The organism is Streptomyces sp. NPDC055025, assembly GCF_053608565.1.
Map to the genome: position 1 here is coordinate 24,583 of NZ_JBSGVS010000068.1, position 23,635 is coordinate 48,217.

Below are 23,635 nucleotides of genomic sequence, written 5' to 3' on the forward strand. Positions count from 1 at the left end.
TTCGGGTTCCCGCTTGAAAAAGCCGTGATGGATGAAAGGCGTAGGTGGATGATGCGTACGCGTCCGCTGAAGGTGGCACTGCTGGGCTGTGGCGTGGTCGGCTCAGAGGTGGCGCGCATCATGACGACGCACGCCGACGACCTCACGGCCCGGATCGGCGCCCCGGTGGAGCTGGCCGGAGTCGCCGTCCGGCGGCCCTCCAAGGTCCGTCAGGGCATCGACCCCGCCCTGATCACCACCGATGCCACCGCCCTGGTCAAGCGCGGTGACATAGACGTGGTGGTGGAGGTCATCGGCGGGATCGAGCCCGCCCGTACGCTGATCACCACCGCGTTCGAGCACGGCGCCTCCGTCGTCTCCGCCAACAAGGCGCTGCTGGCCGAGGACGGTACGACCCTCTACGAGGCCGCCGAGCGGCACGGCAGGGACCTGTACTTCGAGGCGGCCGTCGCCGGTGCCATACCGCTGATCCGGCCGCTGCGCGAGTCCCTCGCCGGGGACAAGGTCAACCGCGTCCTCGGCATCGTCAACGGCACGACCAACTTCATCCTGGACCGGATGGACACCGCGGGCTCCGGCTACTCGGAGGCGCTGGACGAGGCCACCGCGCTCGGTTACGCCGAGGCCGACCCGACCGCGGACGTCGAGGGCTTCGACGCCGCCGCCAAGGCCGCCATCCTCGCCGGGATCGCCTTCCACACCCGGGTCCGGCTGGACGACGTGCACCGCGAGGGGATCACCGAGGTCACCTCCGCCGATCTCGCCTCCGCGAAACAGATGGGCTGTACGGTCAAACTCCTCGCCATCTGCGAGCGCGCCGCCGACGGCCGGTCCGTCACCGCCCGTGTCCACCCGGCGATGATCCCGCTCAGCCATCCGCTGGCCTCCGTGCGCGAGGCGTACAACGCGGTCTTCGTCGAGGCCGACGCGGCCGGGCAGCTCATGTTCTACGGCCCCGGCGCCGGCGGCTCACCGACCGCCTCCGCCGTACTGGGCGATCTGGTCGCCGTCTGCCGCAACCGGCTGAGCGGCGCCACGGGCCCGGGGGAGTCCGCGTACACCCGGCTTCCCGTGAGCGGTATGGGCGAGGTCGTGACGCGCTACCACATCAGCCTCGACGTGGCCGACAAACCGGGTGTACTCGCCCAGGTCGCCACGGTCTTCGCCGAGCACGGCGTATCGATCGACACCGTGCGCCAGAAAGGCCGACAGGACGGCGACGGCGAGGCCTCCCTCGTCGTCGTCACCCACCGCGCGCCCGACGCCGCCCTCTCCGGGACCGTCGAGGCGCTGCGCAAGCTCGACACCGTGCGCGGTGTCGCCAGCATCATGCGTGTTGAAGGGGAGTAAGGGACCCATGACCAGCATCGGCACCCAGCGCGGCACCCACCAGTGGCGCGGCATCATCGAGGAGTACCGGGACCGCCTCCCGGTGACGGACACGACGCGGGTCATCACACTCCGTGAGGGGGGCACGCCGCTCGTCCCGGCGCAGGTGCTGTCCGAGCGGACGGGGTGTGACGTTCATCTCAAGGTCGAGGGTGCCAACCCCACCGGATCCTTCAAGGACCGTGGCATGACCATGGCCATCACCCGGGCCAAGGAGGAGGGCGCCCAGGCGGTCATCTGCGCCTCCACCGGAAACACCTCGGCCTCGGCCGCCGCCTACGCGGTACGGGCCGGCATGGTCTGCGCCGTACTGGTGCCCCGGGGCAAGATCGCCCTCGGCAAGATGGGCCAGGCGCTGGTCCACGGTGCGAAGATCCTCCAGGTCGACGGCAACTTCGACGACTGTCTGACGCTGGCGCGCTCGCTCTCCGACAACTACCCGGTGGCACTGGTCAATTCGGTCAATCCGGTACGGATCGAGGGCCAGAAGACCGCCGCGTTCGAGATCGTGGACGCGCTCGGCGACGCCCCGGACATCCATGTGCTGCCCGTCGGCAACGCCGGCAACATCACGGCGTACTGGAAGGGCTACACCGAGTACGCCGCCGACGGCATGGCGGCCCGTACCCCGCGTATGTGGGGCTTCCAGGCCTCCGGCTCCGCGCCCATCGTGCGCGGTGAGGTCGTCAAGGACCCGCACACCGTCGCCACCGCGATCCGGATCGGCAACCCCGCGTCCTGGCGGTACGCGCTGGCCGCGCGCGACGAGTCCGGCGGCTTCATCGACGAGGTGACGGACCGGCAGATCCTGTCCGCCTACCGGCTGTTGGCCGCCCAGGAGGGCGTCTTCGTGGAGCCCGCCTCGGCCGCCTCCGTGGCCGGTCTGCTCAAGGCCGCCGAGGAGGGCAAGGTCGACCCCGGGCAGCGCGTCGTCTGCACCGTCACGGGCAACGGCCTCAAGGACCCGGACTGGGCGGTCGCGGGAGCGCCCCAGCCGGTGACCGTGCCGGTCGACGCGACCGTCGCCGCACAGCGCCTCGGCCTGAACTGACACGGGAATCACACCGGGACCGCGCGCCGGGACCACGCCCCGGACACGCCCCGGTCGCCGCCCAAGGACGGCAAGACCGACAAAGGCGCACAGGAGAGACGCGACACGCATCGTGCGCCTCCTGTGCGCCCTATGTCGCCATACAACCTTCCTTCGATACGCTGTACCCCACCCGCCCCGCCGCATATGCCGCGGTGTTGTCGCCCCCGTGGCCCCCGGGCGTTCCGCATGTCCTCGAACATCTCGCAGTCGCCCCACACCACCGTCATAGTCAGCACAGTCCCCAGCACGCAGTCACGCCGTCACAAGGAGAGTCGTCAGAGCGATGGCCGGTCCCGCGTTCCGCGCCGCCGCCGTACGGGTGCGCACCCCCGCCACCAGCGCCAATCTCGGTCCGGGCTTCGACGCCCTGGGTCTGTCGCTGGGGCTCTACGACGACGTGGTCGTCCGCGTCGCCGACTCCGGCCTCCATGTCGACATCGCGGGTGAGGGCGCCGAAACGCTGCCCAGGGACGAGAACCACCTGCTCGTACGCTCCCTGCGCACGGCCTTCGACCTGCTCGGCGGGCAGCCGCGCGGACTGGAGGTCGTCTGCGCCAACCGCATCCCGCACGGCCGGGGTCTGGGCTCCTCCTCGGCGGCGATCTGCGCCGGGATCGTGGCCGCCCGCGCCGTGACCATAGGCGGGGACGCCAGATTCGACGACGCGGCGCTGCTGGAGCTGGCCACCGAGATCGAGGGCCACCCCGACAATGTCGCGGCCTGTCTGTACGGCGGATTCACGCTGGCCTGGATGGACGGGGGAGCGGCGCGCGCCATCAGGATGGATCCCGCCGGTTCCATCGTTCCGGTGGTTTTCGTCCCCGACAGTCCGGTGCTCACGGAGACCGCCCGCGGCCTGCTGCCGCGTACGGTTCCCCATGTGGACGCCGCCGTCAACGCCGGCCGCGCGGCCCTGCTCGTCGAGGCGCTGACCAGGCGCCCCGAGCTGCTGTTCCCGGCCACCGAGGACCGGCTCCACCAGGACTACCGGACCCCGGCGATGCCGCAGAGCATCGCCCTGGTCAACCGACTGCGCGCGGACGGCGTCCCCGCGGTCATCTCCGGCGCGGGCCCCACGGTGCTCGCGCTGGTCGAGGACGGTGCGGCCGACAAGGTCGCACGGCTGGCGGGCGAGGGGTGGGCGGCCAACCGGCTCTCCCTCGACGCCGGGGGCGCGAGCGTACTGCCGCTCGGCTCTTAGTCGCACAAGATTGCCGGTGAGTGAGAGGGGGAATGTTTGTTGGAGCCGGTAGTGTTAACCTCAAGTCTGCAACCGACGTCTTTGCGGCGCGGTGCTTCGTGTCCCGTTTCGGGGCCAACCTTCTTCCGGGAGCCTCCCCAACTGCCTGAGCAGCCTGCCTGAGCAGTTTTGAGCACGCACCGGAACCGGCACGACACCCCCCGTTTTTCCTAGCGGAGGGCCAGCAGGGGGACCTCGGGCCGGACCCATTTGCACGTATGCGTATTTCTCCGCCGTACCCGGCGGGACCACCGCCCCGGCACGGTCCACAGGATGGGACCGCCGTCGGACAGCACAACCGGTCGCCGAGCCAGAAGGCCGACGTCCGCTCCAGGGAAGGACCCTTCGTGAGCGACACCACCGATCTGATGGGCGTGACTGCCGACAACAGTGTCGACGCCACCGCGCCCGCCGCAGGTGCTGCCACTGGCACCACCGCACGGCGCCGCCGCTCCGGCACCGGCCTTGAGGGCATGGTCCTGGCCGAGCTGCAGCAGGTCGCGTCCGGCCTCGGTATCAGGGGCACCGCGCGGATGCGTAAGAGCCAGCTGATCGAGGTCATCAAGGAGGCGCAGGCCGGCGGCCCGTCCGCGCCCAAGACCGCCGAAGCGGACAGCGCCGAAGCCGAGGCCAAGCCGAAGCGGCGCGCCACCTCCAAGGCCCGTACGGGTGAGGCCGCGGCCGCCGGGGAGAGCGCGGGCGAGGCCGAGAAGGCCGTGGCCCCGCAGCAGATCGACATTCCCGGCCAGCCCGCCAGTGACGACCAGCCCGTGGGCGAGCGCCGCCGCCGCCGGGCCACCGCGCAGGCGGGCAGCCCGGAGACCACGGCGGAGGCCCCGGCCGACGTCAAGGCCGAGGCGCAGCCGGACAGCAGGGCCGAGGCCGCCGTCGGCGCCTCCGGAGCGGGAGCGGCGCAGACCGACGCCGACGGCCGGCGCGGCGAGCGCCAGGACCGCGGCCAGCGGGGCGAGCGCGGTGACCGTGACCGCGGTGACCGCCGCGACCGGCAGCGCGACCGCCGGGGCAAGACCGATGAACAGCAGGGCGGCCAGGCCGGCCCGAGCGCCGGCCAGAGCGCCGGCCAGCGCCAGCAGCGGGACAACCGCGGCGGCGGCCAGAACACCGGCCCCCAGGACGACTTCGACGACGAGGCGGGCGGCCGGCGCGGCCGGCGCGGCCGGTACCGCGACCGCCGTGGCCGCCGCGGCCGTGACGAGTTCGGTCCCGGTGAGCCGCAGGTCGCCGACGACGATGTGCTGATCCCCGTCGCGGGCATCCTCGACATCCTCGACAACTACGCGTTCATCAGGACCTCCGGCTATCTGCCGGGCCCGAACGACGTGTACGTCTCGCTCGCCCAGGTCCGCAAGAACGGACTGCGCAAGGGCGACCATGTCACCGGTGCCGTGCGCCAGCCCAAGGAGGGCGAGCGCCGCGAGAAGTTCAACGCGCTGGTGCGCCTCGACTCCGTCAACGGCATGGCGCCCGAAACCGGCCGCGGCCGCCCGGAGTTCCAGAAGCTGACCCCGCTCTACCCGCAGGACAGGCTCCGTCTGGAGACCGACCCGGGTGTGCTGACCACCCGTATCATCGATCTGGTCGCCCCCATCGGCAAGGGCCAGCGCGGTCTGATCGTGGCCCCGCCGAAGACCGGCAAGACCATGATCCTCCAGGCCATCGCCAACGCGATCACGGTCAACAGCCCCGAATGCCACCTCATGGTCGTCCTCGTGGACGAGCGCCCGGAGGAGGTCACCGACATGCAGCGGTCGGTCAAGGGCGAGGTCATCTCCTCGACCTTCGACCGCCCGGCCGAGGACCACACCACCGTCGCCGAGCTGGCCATCGAGCGCGCCAAGCGCCTGGTCGAGCTGGGCCACGACGTGGTCGTCCTGCTGGACTCCATCACCCGTCTGGGCCGTGCGTACAACCTCGCCGCGCCCGCCTCCGGACGCATCCTGTCCGGTGGTGTCGACTCGACCGCGCTCTACCCGCCGAAGCGCTTCTTCGGTGCCGCGCGCAACATCGAGGACGGCGGTTCGCTGACCATCCTGGCCACCGCGCTGGTCGAGACCGGCTCGCGCATGGACGAGGTGATCTTCGAGGAGTTCAAGGGCACCGGCAACATGGAGCTGAAGCTCGACCGGAAGCTCTCCGACAAGCGCATCTTCCCGGCGGTGGACGTGGACGCGTCCAGCACCCGTAAGGAAGAGATCCTGCTCGGCGGCGAGGAACTGGCCGTCGTCTGGAAGCTGCGCCGGGTGCTGCACGCCCTCGACCAGCAGCAGGCGATCGAGCTGCTCCTGGACAAGATGAAGCAGACGAAGTCGAACGCGGAGTTCCTGCTCCAGATCCAGAAGACGACGCCCGGTCCGGGCAACGGCAACGACTGATCCGGTCCGCTCGCTGTCCCACCGAACCGCCCCGGCGCCCCGTGCGCCGGGGCGGTTCCGCGTCCCGGCCCACGAGGCCCGGCGCGACAGCGACGGGCCCGGCGTACGCGACCCGTACGGACCCGTAGGCCGCGAGCCCCGTACGCCTCGGGAAGACCGTCAGCGGCCCGCTGACGGCCCCGTACCGGATCCCCCGGTGGGGTGGAGCCCGGCGGGCGGCCGTGGCCCGCTCACGGGGTGCCGTGCTCCCGCCTTGATGTTTGACTGACTGGATATGTGGCGACAGGGCGCGCCTCATCACCGAGGACAGGAGGCGGCGGGACCGGCACCACGGACGGAGGGAGACCATGACCGACGGGAGCAGCAGCCGGAGCAGCGGCCGAATACCCGGCCGTCGCGGACGCCGGGGGGCCAGGGGCGGCGGCAGGCGCCGCCGCAGGGCGACCGCCGTCGTCGCGTGGTCGGCCGCCGTTCTGGTCCTGCTCGGCGGGTCGGGACTGGGCTATGTCTATGTCAAGCTCGACGGCAATCTCAGAGGCATCGACATCGACCGCATCCTGGGCCGGGACCGCCCCGCCGATGTCGACAACGGCTCCGAGGACATCCTGGTCCTCGGCTCCGACTCCCGCGCCGGCGCCAACGCCGTGTACGGCGACGACGGCGGCGGTGCCCGCTCCGACACGGCCATGATCATCCATGTCTACCCGGGCCACAGGAAGGCCAGTGTCGTCTCCGTACCGCGCGACACCCTGATCGACCGCCCCGACTGCGCGGGACCCGGCGGGGGCACCGTCCCCGGCGAGCGGCTCGCCATGTTCAACACCGCGTACGAGGTCGGCGGCGCCGCCTGCGCGGTCAAGACCGTCGAGACCATGTCCGGGATCCGGATGGACCACTACATCGAGGTCGACTTCACCGGCTTCAAGCGGCTCGTCGACGAGCTGGGGGGTGTGCGGATCACCACCACCCGGCCGATCGACGACGCCAGGAGCCATCTGACCCTGGCGCCCGGCACCCACACCCTCGACGGGGAGCAGGCCCTCGGTCTCGTACGGACCCGCAAGAGCGTCGGCGACGGCAGTGACCTGGGCCGTATCGAGCTCCAGCAGGCTTTCGTCAAGGCGCTGATCGAGCAGGTCGGACGCATCGGTCTGTTCAGCAGCCCGAAGAAGCTCTACGACCTCGCCGACACCGCCACCCGGGCGATCACCCCCGACTCCCGGCTCGATTCCGTCGAGGCGCTGATCGGCTTCGCCGGCGGCCTCAAGGGGATCGACACCCGGAATCTGCGGATGATCACGCTCCCGGTGACCTACGACCCCGCCGACCCGAACCGTGTCCTGCCCATCCCGGCCGGTGTCCAGCAGGTCTGGACGGCCCTCAAACAGGACAAACCGATCCCCGCCTCCGCGACGAAGGACTCCGCGGGCGACCCCGGCGAGGCGGCCGGCACGGTCGTCGGCGACTGAGCCCCTCCGGCGCGCGCCCCCGCGCGCCCGCCCCAGGAATACCTCCGGCCGACCCCCGGTTTTGGGAGATACGGCCGGTCCTGGCAGACTGGTACGTCGGCCCCGGTTCACGTACGAGCAATCCGCGTGTACGACCCGGTGCCCTCCAGAACTAGGAGAACCCCTTGAAGCGCGACATCCACCCCGCGTACGTCGAGACCCAGGTGAGCTGCACCTGCGGCGCGTCGTTCACCACCCGGAGCACCATCGAGTCCGGCACCATCCGTGCGGACCTCTGCTCCGAGTGCCACCCGTTCTACACGGGCAAGCAGAAGATCCTCGACACCGGTGGGCGTGTGGCCCGCTTCGAGGCCCGCTTCGGCAAGGCCGCCGCCGCCGCCAAGAAGTAGCGAGCCATCTGCGCCGGTTCTCGGTGCCCCGTTCCGGGGTGCCGAGACCGGCGCTTTGGCGTCCCGAAGCACCTTCGTACGAACCCAGGAGCACCCGATGTTCGAGGCGGTCGAGGAACTGATCGGCGAGCACGCCGATCTGGAGAAGAAGCTCGCCGACCCGTCGGTCCACGCGGACCAGGCGAACGCACGCAAGCTCAACAAGCGCTATGCCGAGCTGACCCCGATCGTCGGCACGTACCGCTCCTGGAAGCAGACCGGTGAGGACATCGTCACCGCCCGCGAGTTCGCGGCCGACGATCCCGACTTCGCCGCGGAGGTGAAGGAGCTGGAGAAGCAGCGCGAGGAACTGACCGAACGGCTCAGGCTGCTGCTCGTACCGCGCGACCCCAGCGACGACAAGGACGTCATCCTGGAGGTCAAGGCCGGTGCGGGCGGCGACGAGTCCGCGCTCTTCGCCGGTGATCTGCTGCGGATGTATCTGCGCTACGCGGAGCGCGTCGGCTGGAAGACCGAGATCATCGACGCCACCGAGTCCGAGCTGGGCGGCTACAAGGACGTCCAGGTCGCGGTGAAGACCAAGGGCGGCAACGGCGCCACCGAGCCCGGACAGGGCGTCTGGGCCCGGCTGAAGTACGAGGGCGGCGTGCACCGTGTGCAGCGTGTGCCCGCGACCGAGTCGCAGGGCCGTATCCACACCTCCGCCGCCGGTGTGCTGGTCACACCCGAGGCCGAGGAGATCGACGTCGAGGTCAACCCCAACGATCTGCGGATCGACGTCTACCGCTCCTCGGGGCCCGGCGGCCAGTCCGTCAACACCACGGACTCCGCCGTCCGCATCACCCATCTGCCCACCGGTGTGGTCGCCTCCTGCCAGAACGAGAAGAGCCAGCTCCAGAACAAGGAGCAGGCCTTGCGTATCCTGCGGTCGCGGCTGCTCGCCGCCGCGCAGGAGGAGGCGGAGAGGGAGGCCGCCGACGCGCGGCGCAGCCAGGTCCGTACCGTCGACCGGTCCGAGAAGATCCGTACGTACAACTTCCCGGAAAACCGGATCTCGGACCACCGTGTCGGATTCAAGGCGTACAACTTGGACCAAGTGCTCGACGGAGAACTGGACGCCGTCATCCAGGCCTGTGTCGACGCCGATTCGGCCGCGAAGCTCGCGGCCGCGCAGTAAGCAAGCACCCGCGTAAACGACCGTACGACTCCAGCCCGGAGGACCAGCGTGCAGCTACCCCCCGGGGGGCGACCCCCGCACCCCCGCTCCGTGCTGCTCGCGGAGGTGGCACAGGCCACCCAGCGGCTGGCCGACGCGGGCGTACCCTCACCGCGCTTCGACGCGGAGGAACTGGCCGCGTATGTGCACGGCGTCAAGCGGGGAGAACTGCACCGCGTCAAGGACGCGGACTTCGACGCCCGTTACTGGGAGGCGGTGGCCCGCCGCGAGGCCAGGGAGCCGCTCCAGCACATCACCGGCCGGGCCTTCTTCCGCTATCTGGAACTCCAGGTCGGGCCCGGGGTGTTCGTACCGCGCCCGGAGACCGAGTCGGTCGTCGGCTGGGCCATAGACGCCGTACGGGCGATGGACGTGGTCGAGCCCCTGATCGTCGATCTGTGCTCGGGCTCCGGCGCGATCGCGCTCGCCATGGCACAGGAGGTGCCGCGTTCCCGGGTGCACGCCGTGGAACTGTCCGAGGACGCCCTCACCTGGACGCGGAAGAACGCCGACGGGTCCCGGGTCACCGTGCACCAGGGGAACGCCCTGACGGCCCTTCCCGAACTCGACGGCCAGGTCGACCTGGTGATCTCCAACCCGCCGTACATCCCGCTCACCGAATGGGAGTACGTCGCCCCCGAGGCCCGCGACCACGACCCCGAGATGGCGCTCTTCTCCGGTGAGGACGGACTCGACACGATCCGGGGCATCGAGCGCACCGCCCACCGGCTGCTGCGGCCGGGCGGTCTGGTCGTCGTCGAACACGCGGACACCCAGGGCGGACAGGTCCCGTGGATCTTCAGCGAGGAGTCCGGCTGGGCGGACGCCGCGGACCACCCCGACCTCAACAAGCGGCCCCGCTTCGCCACGGCGCGCAAGGCACTGCCGTGACGACCCCGGCACACCTCCTCGCCCCGCCCCGTGCCTTTCGGGTGAGCGCCCGCCCCGAGCACGATCGACCGTCGACGGTGGCGGAGAGCGCCCCGGAGGCGAACCGAGCCTCAAAAAATAGGGAGTCAGGCTGATGGCACGGCGATACGACTGCAACGACGCGACCGACCGCTCGACGGGTCTGCGTGAGGCCGCGTCGGCCGTACGCCGTGGTGAGCTGGTCGTGCTGCCCACCGACACCGTGTACGGGATCGGGGCGGACGCCTTCAGCTCCGAGGGTGTCGCCGATCTGCTGGACGCCAAGGGCCGCGGACGCAATATGCCCACACCCGTGCTGATCGGCTCCCCGAACACCCTGCACGGCCTCGTCACCGAGTTCTCCGAACAGGCGTGGGAACTGGTCGACGCGTTCTGGCCCGGCGCGCTCACCCTGGTCGCCAAGCACCAGCCGTCCCTCCAGTGGGACTTGGGCGACACCCGCGGCACCGTGGCGATCCGGATGCCGCTGCACCCCGTCGCCATCGAACTGCTCACCGAGGTCGGCCCGATGGCGGTCTCCAGCGCCAATCTCACGGGACACCCGTCCCCCGAGGACTGCGACGCGGCACAGGAGATGCTCGGGGACTCCGTCTCGGTCTATCTCGACGGCGGCCCCACGCCCGGCATCGTGCCCTCCTCGATCGTCGATGTCACCGGCCCGGTCCCGGTACTGCTGCGGGCCGGCGCCCTCGACGCCGAGGAACTGCGCAAGGTGGTACCCGACCTCGAGGTGGCCAATTGACCGCCCCTGAGGGGCGTGGCATAGCGGAGACCGCACACACCGGCAACACCTTCCGCATCCTCCACGTCAGTACCGGCAACGTCTGCCGCTCGCCGATCACCGAGCGGCTGACCAGGCATGCCCTGACCGTCCGCCTCGGCGAACGGCTCACCGGCGGCCTGATCGTGGAGAGCGCCGGCACCTGGGGACACGAGGGCGCGCCCATGGAGGCCAACGCCGAGGCCGTACTGGCCGACTTCGGCGCGGACGCGTCCGGCTTCGTCGGCCGCGAACTGCTCGACGAGCATGTGATCCGCGCCGATCTGGTGCTCACCGCGACCCGCGACCACCGCGCCCAGGTGATCTCCATGGGCCACTCCGCGGGTCTGCGCACCTTCACGCTCAAGGAGTTCACCCGGCTGGTACGGGCCATAGACCCGGCGACACTGCCCGACGCGGTCGACGAGGGCGTGGTCGAACGCGCCCGCGCCCTGGTCCGCGCGGCGGCGGCGCTGCGGGGGTGGCTGCTGGCCCCGACGGCGGAGGCGGACGAGGTCTACGACCCGTACGGGGCGCCGATCACTTTTTTCCGCTCGATCGGCGAGGAGATCCACCAGGCACTGGAACCGGTCGTCACAGCCCTGACGGGCGTCCCGTCTGATTTTTAGGGGCTCGGTTCGCCTCCGGGCACCTTCTTTTTGGGGCTCGGTTCGCCTCCGGGCGCTTTATGCCACTGTCGACGGTCGACCGTGCTCGGTCCGCTCGTTCCTCACGGACCTGCGCGCGCTCTCCCTTTCGACAGCGGCGCGCCCTTCGGCTCACTCGCCGGCGGCCGTGCGGGGCCGGAACGTCTCCGCGGCCGGGGGCCGGGCGGGAGGGGGTCGGGGTCGTAGGAGGTGCGTGTTCGGACACTAAAGCGTGATTTGTGCCGCACGCCGAGCCGCACCTGACAACGAGACCCGCACGCGGCGTAAATCATGCCGTCCGGACATGTGCCTCCGGAGTGCCCCGGCCCCCGCACCACCCACACACCGCACCCCGCGCCGCCAGGCGCACCCCGCACCACGGTCCCCCGCCGGGAGGCGACCCGCCGGGAGGCGTATCGGCCTACATTGGAGAGCGCACGTACCCCCCAGGTCCGGAGCCCGTCATGGCGGTCCCCAGCGCAGCCGACACCCGCGCAGCCGATACGCGCGCGCCCCACACCCGCGCGCCCCACACCGCGGTGCCCGACGCCCTGCTGCGGCAGGATCCCGAGATGGCCGAGGTGATCCTCGGGGAGACGCGCCGCCAGGCCGACAGTCTCCAGCTCATCGCCGCGGAGAACTTCACCTCGCCCGCCGTCCTCGCCGCACTCGGCTCCCCCCTCGCCAACAAGTACGCCGAGGGCTACCCCGGCCACCGCCACCACGGTGGCTGCGAGCTCGTCGACGCCGCCGAGCGGATCGCGATCGCGCGGGCGAAGGCGCTCTTCGGCGCGGAACACGCCAATGTGCAGTCGCACTCCGGCTCCTCCGCCGTCCTCGCCGCGTACGCCGCGCTGCTGCGGCCCGGGGACACCGTGCTGGCCATGGGGCTGCCGTACGGCGGCCATCTCACGCATGGCGCGCCCGTCAACTTCTCCGGCCGCTGGTTCGACTTCGTCGGGTACGGGGTCGACGCCAGGACCGGGTTCATCGACTACCCGCAGGTGCGCGCCCTGGCCCGGGAGCACCGCCCCAAGGCGATCGTCTGCGGGTCGATCTCGTATCCGCGTCATATCGACTACGCGGTGTTCCGGCAGATCGCCGATGACGTCGGCGCGTATCTGATCGCTGACGCCGCGCATCCGATCGGACTGGTGGCCGGGGGCGCGGCGCCCAATCCGGTGGCGTACGCCGATGTCGTGTGCGCGACCACCCACAAGGTGCTGCGCGGACCGCGCGGCGGGATGATCCTGTGCGCCGAGGAGCTGGCCGAGCGGGTCGACCGCGCGGTGTTCCCGTTCACCCAGGGCGGCGCGCAGATGCACACGATCGCCGCCAAGGCCGTCGCGTTCGGCGAGGCGGCGACCCCCGCGTTCACGGTGTACGCGCACCAGGTCGTCGCCAACGCCCGCGCGCTCGCCAAGGCGCTGGCCGCGGAGGGTCTGCGGATCACCACGGACGGTACGGACACGCATCTGATCACCGCCGATCCGGCGCCGCTCGGTGTGGACGGCAGGACGGCCCGCGGCCGGCTGGCCGCCGCGGGTGTGGTTCTCGACACATGCGCGCTGCCGTACGCGGACGGCCGGGGCATCCGGCTGGGGACCGCCGCCGTGACCACTCAGGGCATGTCAGAGGCCGAAATGGCGCGGCTCGCGCCCCTCTTCACCTCGGCGCTGCGCGGAGGCGCGGAAGCGGCGCGCAGGGCCCGCGCCGAAGTGCGGGAGCTGGTCGGCCGATTCCCTCCGTATGGGAAGCTTTCCTGACGGGAACACGTGCGACGACAAGCCGTGCAACCATTCCGCTCAGCTGCCCGTCCTGGCTCATATGGCGACTCGGTATCCGACAGTGGGTCCCGCGCGGGCTAGTGTGTGGGGCTGAGATGGCCAGCGATTCCTGTGGGGCAGCCCGTGCGTGATTACCTGCTGACGCTCTGTGTGACGGCTGCGGTGACCTATCTGCTGACCGGCCCGGTGCGGAAGTTCGCCATCGCGACCGGGGCGATGCCGGAGATCCGCGCCCGTGACGTGCACCGTGAACCGACGCCGAGGCTCGGCGGTATCGCCATGTTCTTCGGCCTCTGCGCCGGACTGCTCGTGGCGGACAACCTCCAGAACCTCAACGGGGTCTTCGAGCTCTCCAACGAGCCGCGCGCGCTGCTCTCCGGTGCCGCTCTGATCTGGCTGATCGGTGTCCTGGACGACAAGTTCGAGATCGACGCGCTGATCAAACTCGGCGCCCAGATGATCGCCGCCGGTGTGATGGTCATGCAGGGTCTGACCATCCTGTGGATCCCGGTGCCGGGCGCCGGCATGGTCTCGCTGACCTCCTGGCAGGGCACGCTGCTCACCGTCGCGCTGGTCGTGATCACCATCAACGCGGTCAACTTCGTGGACGGTCTGGACGGTCTCGCGGGCGGCATGGTCTGTATCGCCGCCGCGGCCTTCTTCCTGTACACCTACCGGCTCTGGTACAGCTACGGCATCGAGGCCGCGGCGCCCGCCACCCTCTTCTCGGCGATCCTGATGGGCATGTGTGTCGGCTTCCTCCCGCACAACATGCACCCGGCCCGGATCTTCATGGGCGACTCGGGATCGATGCTGATCGGCCTGGTGCTCGCCGCGGGCGCGATCTCGGTGACCGGCCAGGTCGACCTCGATGTGCTGAAGATCTTCGAGGGCTCCACCCGGCAGGCCACCCACACCGCGCTGCCGGTCTTCATCCCGCTGCTGCTGCCCCTGACGATCATCGCGATCCCCTTCGCCGACCTGGTGCTGGCGATCGTGCGCCGTACCTGGAACGGCCAGTCGCCGTTCGCCGCGGACCGGGGCCATCTGCACCACCGGCTGCTGGAGATCGGGCACTCGCACAGCAGGTCGGTGCTGATCATGTACTTCTGGTCCGCGCTGATCGCGTTCGGTGTGGTCGCCTACTCGGTGCACTCGGCGTCGACATGGATCCTGCTGGTCATCGTCGTGCTGAGCGCCGTGGGTCTGGTGCTTCTGCTGCTGCCGCGTTTCACCCCGCGGGCCCCGCTCTGGGCCCAGTCGTTCGTACCGCCGCGTTACCGCCGTAAGCGGAGGGGCGAACCGGCCGCCGGGGAACTCGCCCCGCCCGTCGCGGCACCGGCGCCCGCCGCCGGGACAGAGCCCGTGGCGGAGGAGCGCACGCCTGTTCCCGCGGGTGTCAACGGGGCGACCGCGCTCGGCGCTCGTTCGCGTCTTCCCGACCGCCGGAAAGCCGGTTCGAGGAACTGACGGGACTGTTATTTACCTCACCGAGGGGCAATACCAGACAAGATGGCCCGGTGTCCTGCACACACGCGCGGGGTAACTCTCACGTGTGACAGTCAGCACACCACCATGGTAAAGACCTCATCAAATAGTTTGTGATACTGTTCACGAGACCCGGCGACAGAGCCGAAGGACCGTAGTGCGACGGTTCGTTGGCCCGAGAAACCTTCTCTCGGACCGGGCCTACGCTCGTCCATGACGACACCATCTGCCCCACCCAGTAAGCGGAGCTGCCGCCATGCCGTCCAACGACGCCCGGATCCTCCTGCACACCGCCGTACCCACGGCCGCCGTCGGCGTGCTCGCCACGGTGATCAGTGGTGTGGTCGCGGGCGGCAAAGGGGCTCTGGGGGCCGCGGTCGGCACGCTGGTGGTCGTGCTCTTCATGGGTATCGGGCTGGTGGTCCTCCAACGAACGGCGAAGTCGCTTCCGCACCTGTTCCAGGCGATGGGCCTGATGCTCTACACGGCCCAGCTCCTGCTGCTCTTCATCTTCGTGGCCGCCTTCAAGAACACCTCGCTGTTCAATCCGAAGGCCTTCGCCCTCACGCTCGTCGTGACGACCCTCGGCTGGGTCGCCGCCCAGGCACGTGCGCACATGAAAGCCAAGATTCTCTACGTCGACCCCGAATCCTCGTCGTCCAGCAGGGCCGAGAAGTCGGGGTCGTCGGCGTGAGGAGTAGGGCCGGGATAAGTGCCCGTTCGAGATCCTGCTATCGTCCGGTGCCAACTGCGGCATTGCGGGCGCGGGCATCCGAGCTGACGCCTGTTCTCACGCGAGGCTCAACGCCCGACCGCCGTCTCCACATCCGTAACACCCCCAGTCCAGTGCCGAACCGCGGCTCCGCGCCGCGCCGACACAACGAGGTTGCCGTACCTATGCGCCATGCTGAAGGAGCCCGCGGTGAGTGCTGACCCGACGCAGGTGCTCGCCTTCGAGACCGACTGCCACATCTTCGACGGATGTGGCTTCCCGGCACCCGGCCTGCACTCGTTCCTGTTCGAGCCCCTCGTGGGCAACGCGGACAGTGACTTGTACTTCAACAAGACGATGCTGCTGGCGCTGCTCGGCTCCATCATCATCATCGGGTTCTTCTGGGCCGCTTTCCGCAAGCCGAAGGTCGTCCCGGGCAAGCTCCAGATGGTGGCCGAGGCCGGCTACGACTTCGTGCGCCGGGGCGTTGTCTACGAGATCATCGGCAAGAAGGAAGGCGAGAAGTACGTACCGATCATCGTCTCGCTCTTCTTCTTCGTCTGGATGATGAACCTCTGGTCGATCATCCCGGTCGCGCAGTTCCCGGTGACGGCGATCATCTCCTACCCGGCGGGGCTCGCGCTCATCGTCTATGTCCTGTGGGTGTCGCTCACCTTCAAGCGGCACGGCTTCGTGGGCGCCTTCAAGAACTTCAGCGGCTACGACAAGTCGCTCGGCGCGGTGCTGCCGCTCTCGATGACCATCGAGCTGTTCTCGAATCTGCTGGTCCGCCCGTTCACCCACGCGGTGCGACTCTTCGCGAACATGTTCGCCGGCCACACGCTGCTGCTGCTCTTCACGATCGCGAGCTGGTACCTGCTGAACGGTCTCGGCATCGCCTACGCCGGTGTCTCGTTCGTGATGGTCATCGTGATGACCGTCTTCGAGCTCTTCATCCAGGCCCTTCAGGCGTATGTCTTCGTGCTGCTGACGTGCAGCTTCATCCAGGGCGCGCTCGCCGAGCACCACTGATCCCCCTCCCGTCCCAGACCCCACAGTCGTCCGGTGGCCAACCCCCACCGGTCCGTGAAAGAGAAGGAAGAACTGGCATGTCCTCGACTCTTGCCGCCGTATCCGGCTCGCTCGGCTCCATCGGCTACGGCCTGGCCGCCATCGGCCCCGGCGTCGGCGTCGGCATCATCTTCGGTAACGGCACCCAGGCCCTCGCCCGTCAGCCCGAGGCGGCCGGCCTGATCCGTACGAACCAGATCCTTGGTTTCGCGTTCTGTGAGGCGCTCGCCCTCATCGGTCTGGTCATGCCGTTCGTCTACGGCACGTGATCTCTGATTCACGACCAGCCCACTAGACGAAAGGCACTGATGTGAGCCCACTGCTCAATATCGCGGCTGCGGAGATGGAAAACCCTCTCGTTCCGCCGATTCCCGAGCTTGTCATCGGTCTTCTCGCCTTCGTCATCGTCTTCGGCTTCCTCGCCAAGAAGCTCCTCCCGAACATCAACAAGGTTCTGGAAGAGCGCCGAGAGGCCATCGAGGGCGGTATCGAGAAGGCGGAGGAGGCCAAGACCGAGGCCCAGAGCGTGCTGGAGCAGTACAAAGCCCAGCTCGCCGAGGCCCGTCACGAGGCCGCCCGTCTCCGCCAGGAGGCGACCGAGCAGGGCGCCGTCATCATCCAGGAGATGAAGGCGGAGGGTCAGCGGCAGCGTGAGGAGATCGTCGCCGCCGGTCACGCCCAGATCGAGGCCGACCGCAAGGCCGCGGCCAGTGCGCTGCGTCAGGACGTGGGCAAGCTCGCCACGGATCTGGCCGGCAAGCTCGTCGGCGAGTCCCTGGAGGACCACGCCCGGCAGAGCCGCACGATCGACCGCTTCCTCGACGAACTCGAGGACGGCGCCGAGAAGGCCGAGGCCAGGCGATGAACGGAGCGAGCCGCGAGGCACTGGCTGCCGCACGTGAGCGTCTCGACGCGCTGACCGACAGCACGTCGGTCGACGCCGCGAAGCTCGCAGAGGAGCTGGCCGCCGTTACCGCGCTGCTCGACCGCGAGGTGTCGCTGCGCCGGGTCCTGACCGACCCGGCGCAGCCCGGCGAGGCCAAGGCCGAGCTGGCCGGACGGCTGCTGAGCGGCCAGGTGGGCGGCCCGACCGCCGATCTGGTCTCCGGCATGGTCCGCTCCCGCTGGTCACAGCCGCGTGACCTGGTCGACTCCGTCGAGGAGCTGTCGGCCCTCGCCGAGCTGACCGCCGCACAGCGGACCGGGACGCTCGACGACGTGGAGGACGAGCTGTTCCGGTTCGGCCGGATCGTCGAGTCCAGCACCGGGCTGCGCGCGGCGCTGACCGACCGGTCGGCCACGGTCTCCGCCAAGACCGCGCTGCTGCACGGGCTGCTCGGCGGCCGGGCCGAACCGGCCACCGAACGCCTGGTCGCGCGTCTTGTGACCCAGCCCCGGGGACGTAGCCTGGAATCGGGTCTCCAGACCCTGTCCCGGCTCGCCGCGGCGCGCCGGGACCGGATGGTCGCCGTCGTCACCTCGGCGGTACCGCTCAGCGAGGGACAGAAGCGGCGCCTCGGCGCGGCACTGACGAAGCTGTACGGCCACCCGATGCATCTGAACCTGGACGTGGACCCCGAGGTCCTCGGCGGGATTTCGGTGCGGGTCGGCGACGAGATCATCAACGGCACGGTCGCGGACCGTCTCGAAGAGGCGGAACGGCGGCTCGCCGGCTGACCGCGGGCAGCGCCGGGCGGCTGACGCCGGCCGAGCGGAACAGAGCAACACCAGCGGCCCGGTTGGGCCGTGCAGAGATTGCAGAAGATTCCTGGGGGTCGCCCCCAGACCCCGATTCACGCAGACCCCCAAAGAAACTTCGGGCCCAACAAGGAGAGCAGGGAACCCAGATGGCGGAGCTCACGATCCGGCCGGAGGAGATCCGGGACGCGCTGGAGAACTTTGTCCAGTCGTACAAGCCGGACGCGGCCTCGCGCGAGGAGGTCGGTACGGTCAGCGTTGCCGGCGACGGCATCGCGAAGGTCGAGGGGCTGCCCTCGGCCATGGCGAACGAGCTGCTGAAGTTCGAGGACGGCACCCTCGGTCTCGCCCTCAACCTCGAGGAGCGCGAGATCGGTTCGATCATCCTCGGTGAGTTCAGCGGTATCGAGGAGGGACAGTCGGTCACCCGTACCGGCGAGGTCCTCTCCGTCGCCGTCGGCGAGGGATACCTGGGTCGCGTCGTCGACCCGCTCGGCAACCCGATCGACGGACTCGGCGAGATCGAGACCGAAGGCCGCCGCGCCCTGGAGCTTCAGGCTCCTGGCGTCATGGTCCGCAAGTCGGTCCACGAGCCGATGCAGACCGGCTACAAGGCTGTCGACGCCATGGTGCCGATCGGCCGTGGCCAGCGTCAGCTCATCATCGGCGACCGCCAGACCGGCAAGACCGCGCTGGCCGTCGACACGATCATCAACCAGCGTGACAACTGGCGCTCGGGCGACACGAACAAGCAGGTCCGCTGCATCTACGTCGCCATCGGCCAGAAGGGCTCCACCATCGCGTCCGTACGCGGTGCGCTGGAGGAGGCGGGCGCGCTCGAGTACACGACGATCGTCGCCGCCCCCGCGTCCGACCCGGCCGGCTTCAAGTACCTGGCGCCGTACACGGGCTCGGCCATCGGCCAGCACTGGATGTACCAGGGCAAGCACGTCCTGATCATCTTCGACGACCTCTCGAAGCAGGCCGACGCCTACCGCGCCGTGTCGCTGCTGCTGCGCCGTCCGCCGGGCCGTGAGGCCTACCCGGGCGATGTCTTCTATCTGCACTCGCGTCTGCTGGAGCGCTGCGCCAAGCTCTCCGACGACCTGGGCGCCGGTTCGATGACGGGTCTCCCGATCGTCGAGACGAAGGCCAACGACGTCTCGGCGTTCATCCCGACCAACGTCATCTCCATCACCGACGGCCAGTGCTTCCTGGAGTCCGACCTGTTCAACGCCGGCCAGCGGCCCGCGCTGAACGTCGGTATCTCGGTCTCCCGAGTCGGTGGCTCCGCCCAGCACAAGGCGATGCGGCAGGTCTCGGGACGACTGCGTGTGGACCTCGCCCAGTACCGTGAGCTGGAGGCGTTCGCGTCCTTCGGCTCCGACCTGGACGCGGCCTCCAAGGCGTCCCTGGAGCGCGGCAAGCGCATGGTCGAGCTGCTGAAGCAGCCGCAGTACTCGCCGTACCCGATCGAGGAGCAGGTCGTCTCCGTCTGGGCCGGCACCAACGGCAAGATGGACGACGTACCGGTCGCCGACATCCGCCGCTTCGAGACCGAGCTGCTGGAGTACCTGCGCCGTGAGCGCAAGGAGCTGCTGACCAGCATCGCCGAGGGCGGCAAGATGTCCGACGACACGCTCCAGTCCATCGCGGACGCCATCACCGCCTTCAAGCGGCAGTTCGAGACCTCGGACGGCAAGCTCCTGGGCGACGACGCGCCGGCCGTCAACGTCTCCAAGTGACGACGGAAGGGACCTGACTCATGGGAGCCCAGCTCCGGGTCTACAAGCGTCGCATCCGATCCGTCACCGCGACCAAGAAGATCACCAAGGCGATGGAGATGATCGCCGCCTCGCGCATCGTCAAGGCGCAGCGCCAGGTGGCGGCCTCCACGCCGTACGCGACCGAGCTGACCCGCGCGGTCACCGCGGTGGCGACGGGATCGACGACCAAGCACCCGCTGACCACCGAGGCGGAGACGCCGGTCCGGGCCGCGGTCCTGCTCATCACGAGCGACCGGGGTCTGGCCGGCGGGTACTCCTCGAACGCCATCAAGGCGGCGGACCAGCTCACCGAGCGGCTCCGTGGTGAGGGCAAGGAGGTCGACTCGTACATCGTCGGCCGCAAGGGTGTCTCCTACTACGGCTTCCGCGAGCGCAAGATCGTGGAGTCGTGGACCGGCTTCACCGACAATCCGACGTACGCGGACGCCAAGAAGGTCGCGGCGCCGCTGATCGCGGCCGTCCAGCAGGACACGGCCGAGGGCGGCGTGGACGAGCTCCACATCGTCTTCACCGAGTTCGTCTCGATGCTGACGCAGACGCCGGTACAGCGCCGGCTGCTGCCGCTCAGCCTCGGCGAGGCGGCCGAGGAGTCGGCGGCGAAGGGCGAGATCCTTCCGCTCTTCGACTTCGAGCCGTCGGCGGAGGACGTCCTCGACGCCCTGCTGCCGCGCTACGTCGAGAGCCGTATCTACAACGCGCTGTTGCAGGCCGCCGCCTCCAAGCACGCCGCCACCCGGCGTGCGATGAAGTCGGCGACCGACAACGCCGGGGACCTCATCAAGAGCCTCTCCCGGCTTGCCAACGCGGCCCGCCAGGCCGAAATCACCCAGGAAATCAGCGAGATCGTCGGAGGCGCCAGCGCTCTGGCCGACGCGACCGCGGGGAGTGACAAGTAAATGACGACGACTACCGAGAATGCTGTGACGGCCGCGGCCACGGGCCGCGTCGCCCGGGTCATCGGCCCGGTCGTCGACGTGGAGTTCCCCGTCGACGCGATGCCGGACATCTACAACGCCCTGCATGTCGAGGTCGCGGACCCGGCCGAGGAGGGCAGGAAGAAGACGCTGACCCTCGAAGTCGCCCAGCACCTGGGTGACGGCGTGGTCCGCGCCATCTCGATGCAGCCCACCGACGGTCTGGTCCGCCAGGCCACGGTGGTCAACACGGGCAACGGCATCACCGTACCGGTCGGCGATGTGACCAAGGGCAAGGTGTTCAACACCCTCGGTCAGATCCTGAACGTGCCGGAGGCCGAGTCCCAGATCACGGAGCGCTGGCCGATCCACCGCAAGGCCCCGGCCTTCGACCAGCTCGAGTCCAAGACCGAGATGTTCGAGACCGGCCTGAAGGTCGTCGACCTGCTGACCCCGTACGTCAAGGGCGGCAAGATCGGTCTGTTCGGTGGTGCGGGCGTCGGCAAGACGGTCCTCATCCAGGAAATGATCATGCGTGTGGCCAATCTGCACGATGGTGTTTCCGTGTTCGCCGGTGTCGGTGAGCGCACCCGTGAGGGCAACGACCTGATCGACGAGATGACCGAGTCGGGCGTGCTCGACAAGACCGCGCTGGTCTTCGGTCAGATGGACGAGCCGCCGGGCACGCGTCTGCGGGTCGCGCTCTCCGCGCTGACCATGGCGGAGTACTTCCGCGATGTGCAGAAGCAGGACGTGCTGCTCTTCATCGACAACATCTTCCGCTTCACCCAGGCCGGTTCCGAGGTCTCCACGCTGCTCGGGCGCATGCCGTCCGCGGTGGGTTACCAGCCGACCCTGGCGGACGAGATGGGTGTGCTCCAGGAGCGCATCACCTCGACCCGTGGTCACTCGATCACCTCGATGCAGGCGATCTACGTGCCCGCGGACGACCTGACCGACCCGGCCCCGGCCACGACCTTCGCGCACCTCGACGCGACGACCGTGCTGTCGCGTCCGATCTCGGAGAAGGGCATCTACCCGGCGGTGGACCCGCTGGACTCGACGTCCCGCATCCTGGACCCCCGTTACATCTCGCAGGACCACTACGACGCGGCCAGCCGTGTCAAGGGAATCCTCCAGAAGTACAAGGACCTCCAGGACATCATCGCGATCCTCGGTATCGACGAGCTGGGCGAGGAGGACAAGCTCGTTGTCCACCGTGCCCGTCGCGTCGAGCGCTTCCTGTCGCAGAACACCCACGCCGCCAAGCAGTTCACCGGTGTGGACGGCTCCGACGTGCCGCTCGACGAGTCGATCACCGCGTTCAACGCGATCTGCGACGGGGACTACGACCACTTCCCCGAGCAGGCGTTCTTCATGTGCGGTGGCATCGAGGACCTCAAGGCCAACGCCAAGGAGCTGGGCGTCTCCTGAGCCCTCGGCTCAAGGAGGGGGGCGGGTTCGTCCCGCCCCCCTCCGACGCTCTCCATGACAACCCATAGAATCAAGCCCAACACCCGGCCGAACAGCCGGGTGGTGACCCGAGGAGCCACCCTTGGCTGCTGAGCTGCATGTCGAGCTGGTCGCCGCGGACCGCAGTGTCTGGTCCGGCGAGGCCACCCTGGTCGTCGCGCGCACCACGTCCGGCGACATCGGCGTCATGCCCGGTCACCAGCCGCTGCTCGGTGTGCTGGAGTCGGGCCCGGTGACCATCCGTACGACCGACGGTGGAACGGTGGTGGCCGCGGTGCACGGCGGCTTCCTGTCGTTCGCCGACAACAAGCTCTCGCTGCTGGCGGAGATCGCCGAGCTGGCGGACGAGATCGACACCCAGCGCGCGGAGCTGGCGCTGGAACGTGCGAAGTCCGACGACGACGCCGCCGCCGAGCGGCGCGCCGATGTCCGGCTGCGTGCGGTGGCGGTGCGCTGAGCCCTGTCACAACGGTTCTACCCTCAGCCGCGGCCCTGGCTGGACTCTCCAGACCGGGTCGCGGCTGAGGCGATGCGGGTGCGATTTCTGTTCCGGTACTGAATGAGGCGAGGAGGTCGGTGTTGATGGTCCTCGCTCTGCTCGTATGCGGACTGGTCGTCGTACTGGTTGCGGTAGGACTCTTCGTCTTCGGTCTGCGCCGGCGGCTGATCCAGCGTTCCGGCGGGACGTTCGACTGCAGTCTGCGCTGGAATGTGCCGGAAGAGCCCGATTTCTCCGGCAAGGGCTGGGTGTACGGCGTGGCCCGCTACAACGGCGACCGGATCAACTGGTACCGGGTCTTCTCGTACGCCCCCCGCCCGCGCCGCACGCTGGAGCGCTCCGCGATCGAGGTGCTGGCACGCCGGGCGCCGCAGGGCGAGGAGGAGCTGGCGCTGCTCTCCGACGCGGTCGTTCTCGGCTGTGCGCACCGCGGGGTCCGGCTGGAACTCGCCATGAGCGACGACGCCCTGACGGGCTTTCTCGCCTGGCTGGAGGCGGCCCCGCCGGGACAGCGGGTGAATGTGGCCTGAGCCCCGCGCTCACGGGTCTCATCGGTACGGACATGGCGGAGGGGGCGGCGCTCGGGCGCCGCCCCCCCCGGCGTTCAGTACCGCGTACCGCGTACCAGTGTCTTATACACAACTGACGCGGCCGCCGGGGTAGGGGGGGTAGATGTCGGG

The 23,635-nt window shown here is 69.5% G+C and carries 22 protein-coding genes; all 22 read left to right on the forward strand.

Annotated features, from left to right (window positions below; genetic code table 11):
* The first annotated feature begins 48 nt into the window (after positions 1-48).
* The 22 genes from ACWGDX_RS32225 (at position 49) to ACWGDX_RS32330 (ending at position 23,485) form a co-directional block, all read left to right on the forward strand.
* A complete protein-coding gene (locus tag ACWGDX_RS32225) occupies positions 49-1,350 on the forward strand; it encodes a homoserine dehydrogenase (protein ID WP_363084611.1) in 1,302 nt (433 codons plus the stop codon).
* A gap of 7 nt (positions 1,351-1,357) precedes the next feature.
* Positions 1,358-2,440: a threonine synthase gene (gene thrC / locus ACWGDX_RS32230; RefSeq protein WP_453631323.1), complete on the forward strand. Its 1,083-nt coding sequence runs from the start codon at positions 1,358-1,360 to the stop codon at positions 2,438-2,440.
* Between the two features lie 325 nt (positions 2,441-2,765).
* Complete coding sequence (gene thrB, locus ACWGDX_RS32235; RefSeq protein ID WP_453631325.1) at positions 2,766-3,683, forward strand: homoserine kinase; 918 nt, start codon at positions 2,766-2,768, stop codon at positions 3,681-3,683.
* 386 nt (positions 3,684-4,069) lie between these two features.
* The gene (gene rho, locus ACWGDX_RS32240; RefSeq protein ID WP_453631327.1) at positions 4,070-6,115 is read left to right on the forward strand and encodes a transcription termination factor Rho; all 2,046 of its coding nucleotides are present in this window, start codon (positions 4,070-4,072) and stop codon (positions 6,113-6,115) included.
* A gap of 347 nt (positions 6,116-6,462) precedes the next feature.
* Positions 6,463-7,584 (forward strand): LCP family protein, encoded by a 1,122-nt coding sequence (locus ACWGDX_RS32245; RefSeq protein ID WP_453631329.1) that lies wholly within the window; start codon positions 6,463-6,465, stop codon positions 7,582-7,584.
* 164 nt (positions 7,585-7,748) lie between these two features.
* Positions 7,749-7,973: a 50S ribosomal protein L31 gene (gene rpmE, locus ACWGDX_RS32250; protein WP_453631331.1), complete on the forward strand. Its 225-nt coding sequence runs from the start codon at positions 7,749-7,751 to the stop codon at positions 7,971-7,973.
* 97 nt (positions 7,974-8,070) lie between these two features.
* The gene (gene prfA / locus ACWGDX_RS32255; protein ID WP_453631333.1) at positions 8,071-9,150 is read left to right on the forward strand and encodes a peptide chain release factor 1; all 1,080 of its coding nucleotides are present in this window, start codon (positions 8,071-8,073) and stop codon (positions 9,148-9,150) included.
* Positions 9,151-9,198: 48 nt separating this feature from the next.
* Complete coding sequence (prmC, locus tag ACWGDX_RS32260) at positions 9,199-10,080, forward strand: peptide chain release factor N(5)-glutamine methyltransferase (RefSeq protein WP_363084517.1); 882 nt, start codon at positions 9,199-9,201, stop codon at positions 10,078-10,080.
* Between the two features lie 133 nt (positions 10,081-10,213).
* The gene (locus ACWGDX_RS32265) at positions 10,214-10,861 is read left to right on the forward strand and encodes an L-threonylcarbamoyladenylate synthase (protein WP_453631335.1); all 648 of its coding nucleotides are present in this window, start codon (positions 10,214-10,216) and stop codon (positions 10,859-10,861) included.
* Positions 10,858-11,508 (forward strand): arsenate reductase/protein-tyrosine-phosphatase family protein, encoded by a 651-nt coding sequence (locus ACWGDX_RS32270; protein WP_453631337.1) that lies wholly within the window; start codon positions 10,858-10,860, stop codon positions 11,506-11,508. Before ACWGDX_RS32265 ends, ACWGDX_RS32270 begins: the two co-directional genes overlap by 4 nt.
* A 590-nt stretch (positions 11,509-12,098) precedes the next feature.
* On the forward strand, positions 12,099-13,292 hold the full coding sequence (locus ACWGDX_RS32275; protein WP_453631352.1) for a serine hydroxymethyltransferase: 1,194 nt from the start codon (positions 12,099-12,101) through the stop codon (positions 13,290-13,292).
* Between the two features lie 144 nt (positions 13,293-13,436).
* On the forward strand, positions 13,437-14,783 hold the full coding sequence (locus ACWGDX_RS32280; protein WP_453631339.1) for an MraY family glycosyltransferase: 1,347 nt from the start codon (positions 13,437-13,439) through the stop codon (positions 14,781-14,783).
* Positions 14,784-15,057: 274 nt separating this feature from the next.
* Positions 15,058-15,495 (forward strand): hypothetical protein, encoded by a 438-nt coding sequence (locus ACWGDX_RS32285; RefSeq protein ID WP_453631341.1) that lies wholly within the window; start codon positions 15,058-15,060, stop codon positions 15,493-15,495.
* Positions 15,496-15,708: 213 nt separating this feature from the next.
* Positions 15,709-16,545, forward strand: coding sequence for a F0F1 ATP synthase subunit A (gene atpB, locus ACWGDX_RS32290; RefSeq protein WP_453631354.1), 837 nt, complete (start codon positions 15,709-15,711; stop codon positions 16,543-16,545).
* Between the two features lie 77 nt (positions 16,546-16,622).
* Positions 16,623-16,853 carry an ATP synthase F0 subunit C gene (atpE, locus tag ACWGDX_RS32295; RefSeq protein ID WP_030351998.1) on the forward strand — a complete coding sequence of 77 codons (231 nt, stop codon included), beginning with the start codon at positions 16,623-16,625 and terminating at the stop codon, positions 16,851-16,853.
* Positions 16,854-16,894: 41 nt separating this feature from the next.
* Entirely contained in the window at positions 16,895-17,449 is a 555-nt protein-coding gene (locus ACWGDX_RS32300; protein ID WP_453631343.1) for a F0F1 ATP synthase subunit B, read from the forward strand.
* On the forward strand, positions 17,446-18,261 hold the full coding sequence (locus tag ACWGDX_RS32305) for a F0F1 ATP synthase subunit delta (protein ID WP_453631345.1): 816 nt from the start codon (positions 17,446-17,448) through the stop codon (positions 18,259-18,261). Before ACWGDX_RS32300 ends, ACWGDX_RS32305 begins: the two co-directional genes overlap by 4 nt.
* 170 nt (positions 18,262-18,431) lie before the next feature.
* Complete coding sequence (atpA, locus tag ACWGDX_RS32310; RefSeq protein WP_365905773.1) at positions 18,432-20,027, forward strand: F0F1 ATP synthase subunit alpha; 1,596 nt, start codon at positions 18,432-18,434, stop codon at positions 20,025-20,027.
* Between the two features lie 20 nt (positions 20,028-20,047).
* Positions 20,048-20,965: a F0F1 ATP synthase subunit gamma gene (locus ACWGDX_RS32315; protein WP_453631347.1), complete on the forward strand. Its 918-nt coding sequence runs from the start codon at positions 20,048-20,050 to the stop codon at positions 20,963-20,965.
* A complete protein-coding gene (gene atpD / locus ACWGDX_RS32320; protein ID WP_453631349.1) occupies positions 20,966-22,417 on the forward strand; it encodes a F0F1 ATP synthase subunit beta in 1,452 nt (483 codons plus the stop codon).
* 121 nt (positions 22,418-22,538) lie between these two features.
* Positions 22,539-22,913 carry a F0F1 ATP synthase subunit epsilon gene (locus tag ACWGDX_RS32325; RefSeq protein WP_066950094.1) on the forward strand — a complete coding sequence of 125 codons (375 nt, stop codon included), beginning with the start codon at positions 22,539-22,541 and terminating at the stop codon, positions 22,911-22,913.
* Between the two features lie 125 nt (positions 22,914-23,038).
* A complete protein-coding gene (locus tag ACWGDX_RS32330; RefSeq protein ID WP_363085637.1) occupies positions 23,039-23,485 on the forward strand; it encodes a DUF2550 domain-containing protein in 447 nt (148 codons plus the stop codon).
* Positions 23,486-23,635 lie beyond the last annotated feature (150 nt).

Bases quoted from the DNA above. Each gene is read 5' to 3' on its own strand.
- ACWGDX_RS32225 (WP_363084611.1), top strand. From the start codon at position 49: ATGATGCGTACGCGTCCGCTGAAGGTGGCACTGCTGGGCTGTGGCGTG.
- thrC (WP_453631323.1), top strand. From the start codon at position 1,358: ATGACCAGCATCGGCACCCAGCGCGGCACCCACCAGTGGCGCGGCATC.
- thrB (WP_453631325.1), top strand. From the start codon at position 2,766: ATGGCCGGTCCCGCGTTCCGCGCCGCCGCCGTACGGGTGCGCACCCCC.
- ACWGDX_RS32245 (WP_453631329.1), top strand. From the start codon at position 6,463: ATGACCGACGGGAGCAGCAGCCGGAGCAGCGGCCGAATACCCGGCCGT.
- prfA (WP_453631333.1), top strand. From the start codon at position 8,071: ATGTTCGAGGCGGTCGAGGAACTGATCGGCGAGCACGCCGATCTGGAG.
- ACWGDX_RS32265 (WP_453631335.1), top strand. From the start codon at position 10,214: ATGGCACGGCGATACGACTGCAACGACGCGACCGACCGCTCGACGGGT.
- ACWGDX_RS32275 (WP_453631352.1), top strand. From the start codon at position 12,099: ATGGCCGAGGTGATCCTCGGGGAGACGCGCCGCCAGGCCGACAGTCTC.
- ACWGDX_RS32285 (WP_453631341.1), top strand. From the start codon at position 15,058: ATGCCGTCCAACGACGCCCGGATCCTCCTGCACACCGCCGTACCCACG.
- atpE (WP_030351998.1), top strand. From the start codon at position 16,623: ATGTCCTCGACTCTTGCCGCCGTATCCGGCTCGCTCGGCTCCATCGGC.
- ACWGDX_RS32305 (WP_453631345.1), top strand. From the start codon at position 17,446: ATGAACGGAGCGAGCCGCGAGGCACTGGCTGCCGCACGTGAGCGTCTC.
- atpA (WP_365905773.1), top strand. From the start codon at position 18,432: ATGGCGGAGCTCACGATCCGGCCGGAGGAGATCCGGGACGCGCTGGAG.
- ACWGDX_RS32315 (WP_453631347.1), top strand. From the start codon at position 20,048: ATGGGAGCCCAGCTCCGGGTCTACAAGCGTCGCATCCGATCCGTCACC.
- atpD (WP_453631349.1), top strand. From the start codon at position 20,966: ATGACGACGACTACCGAGAATGCTGTGACGGCCGCGGCCACGGGCCGC.
- ACWGDX_RS32330 (WP_363085637.1), top strand. From the start codon at position 23,039: ATGGTCCTCGCTCTGCTCGTATGCGGACTGGTCGTCGTACTGGTTGCG.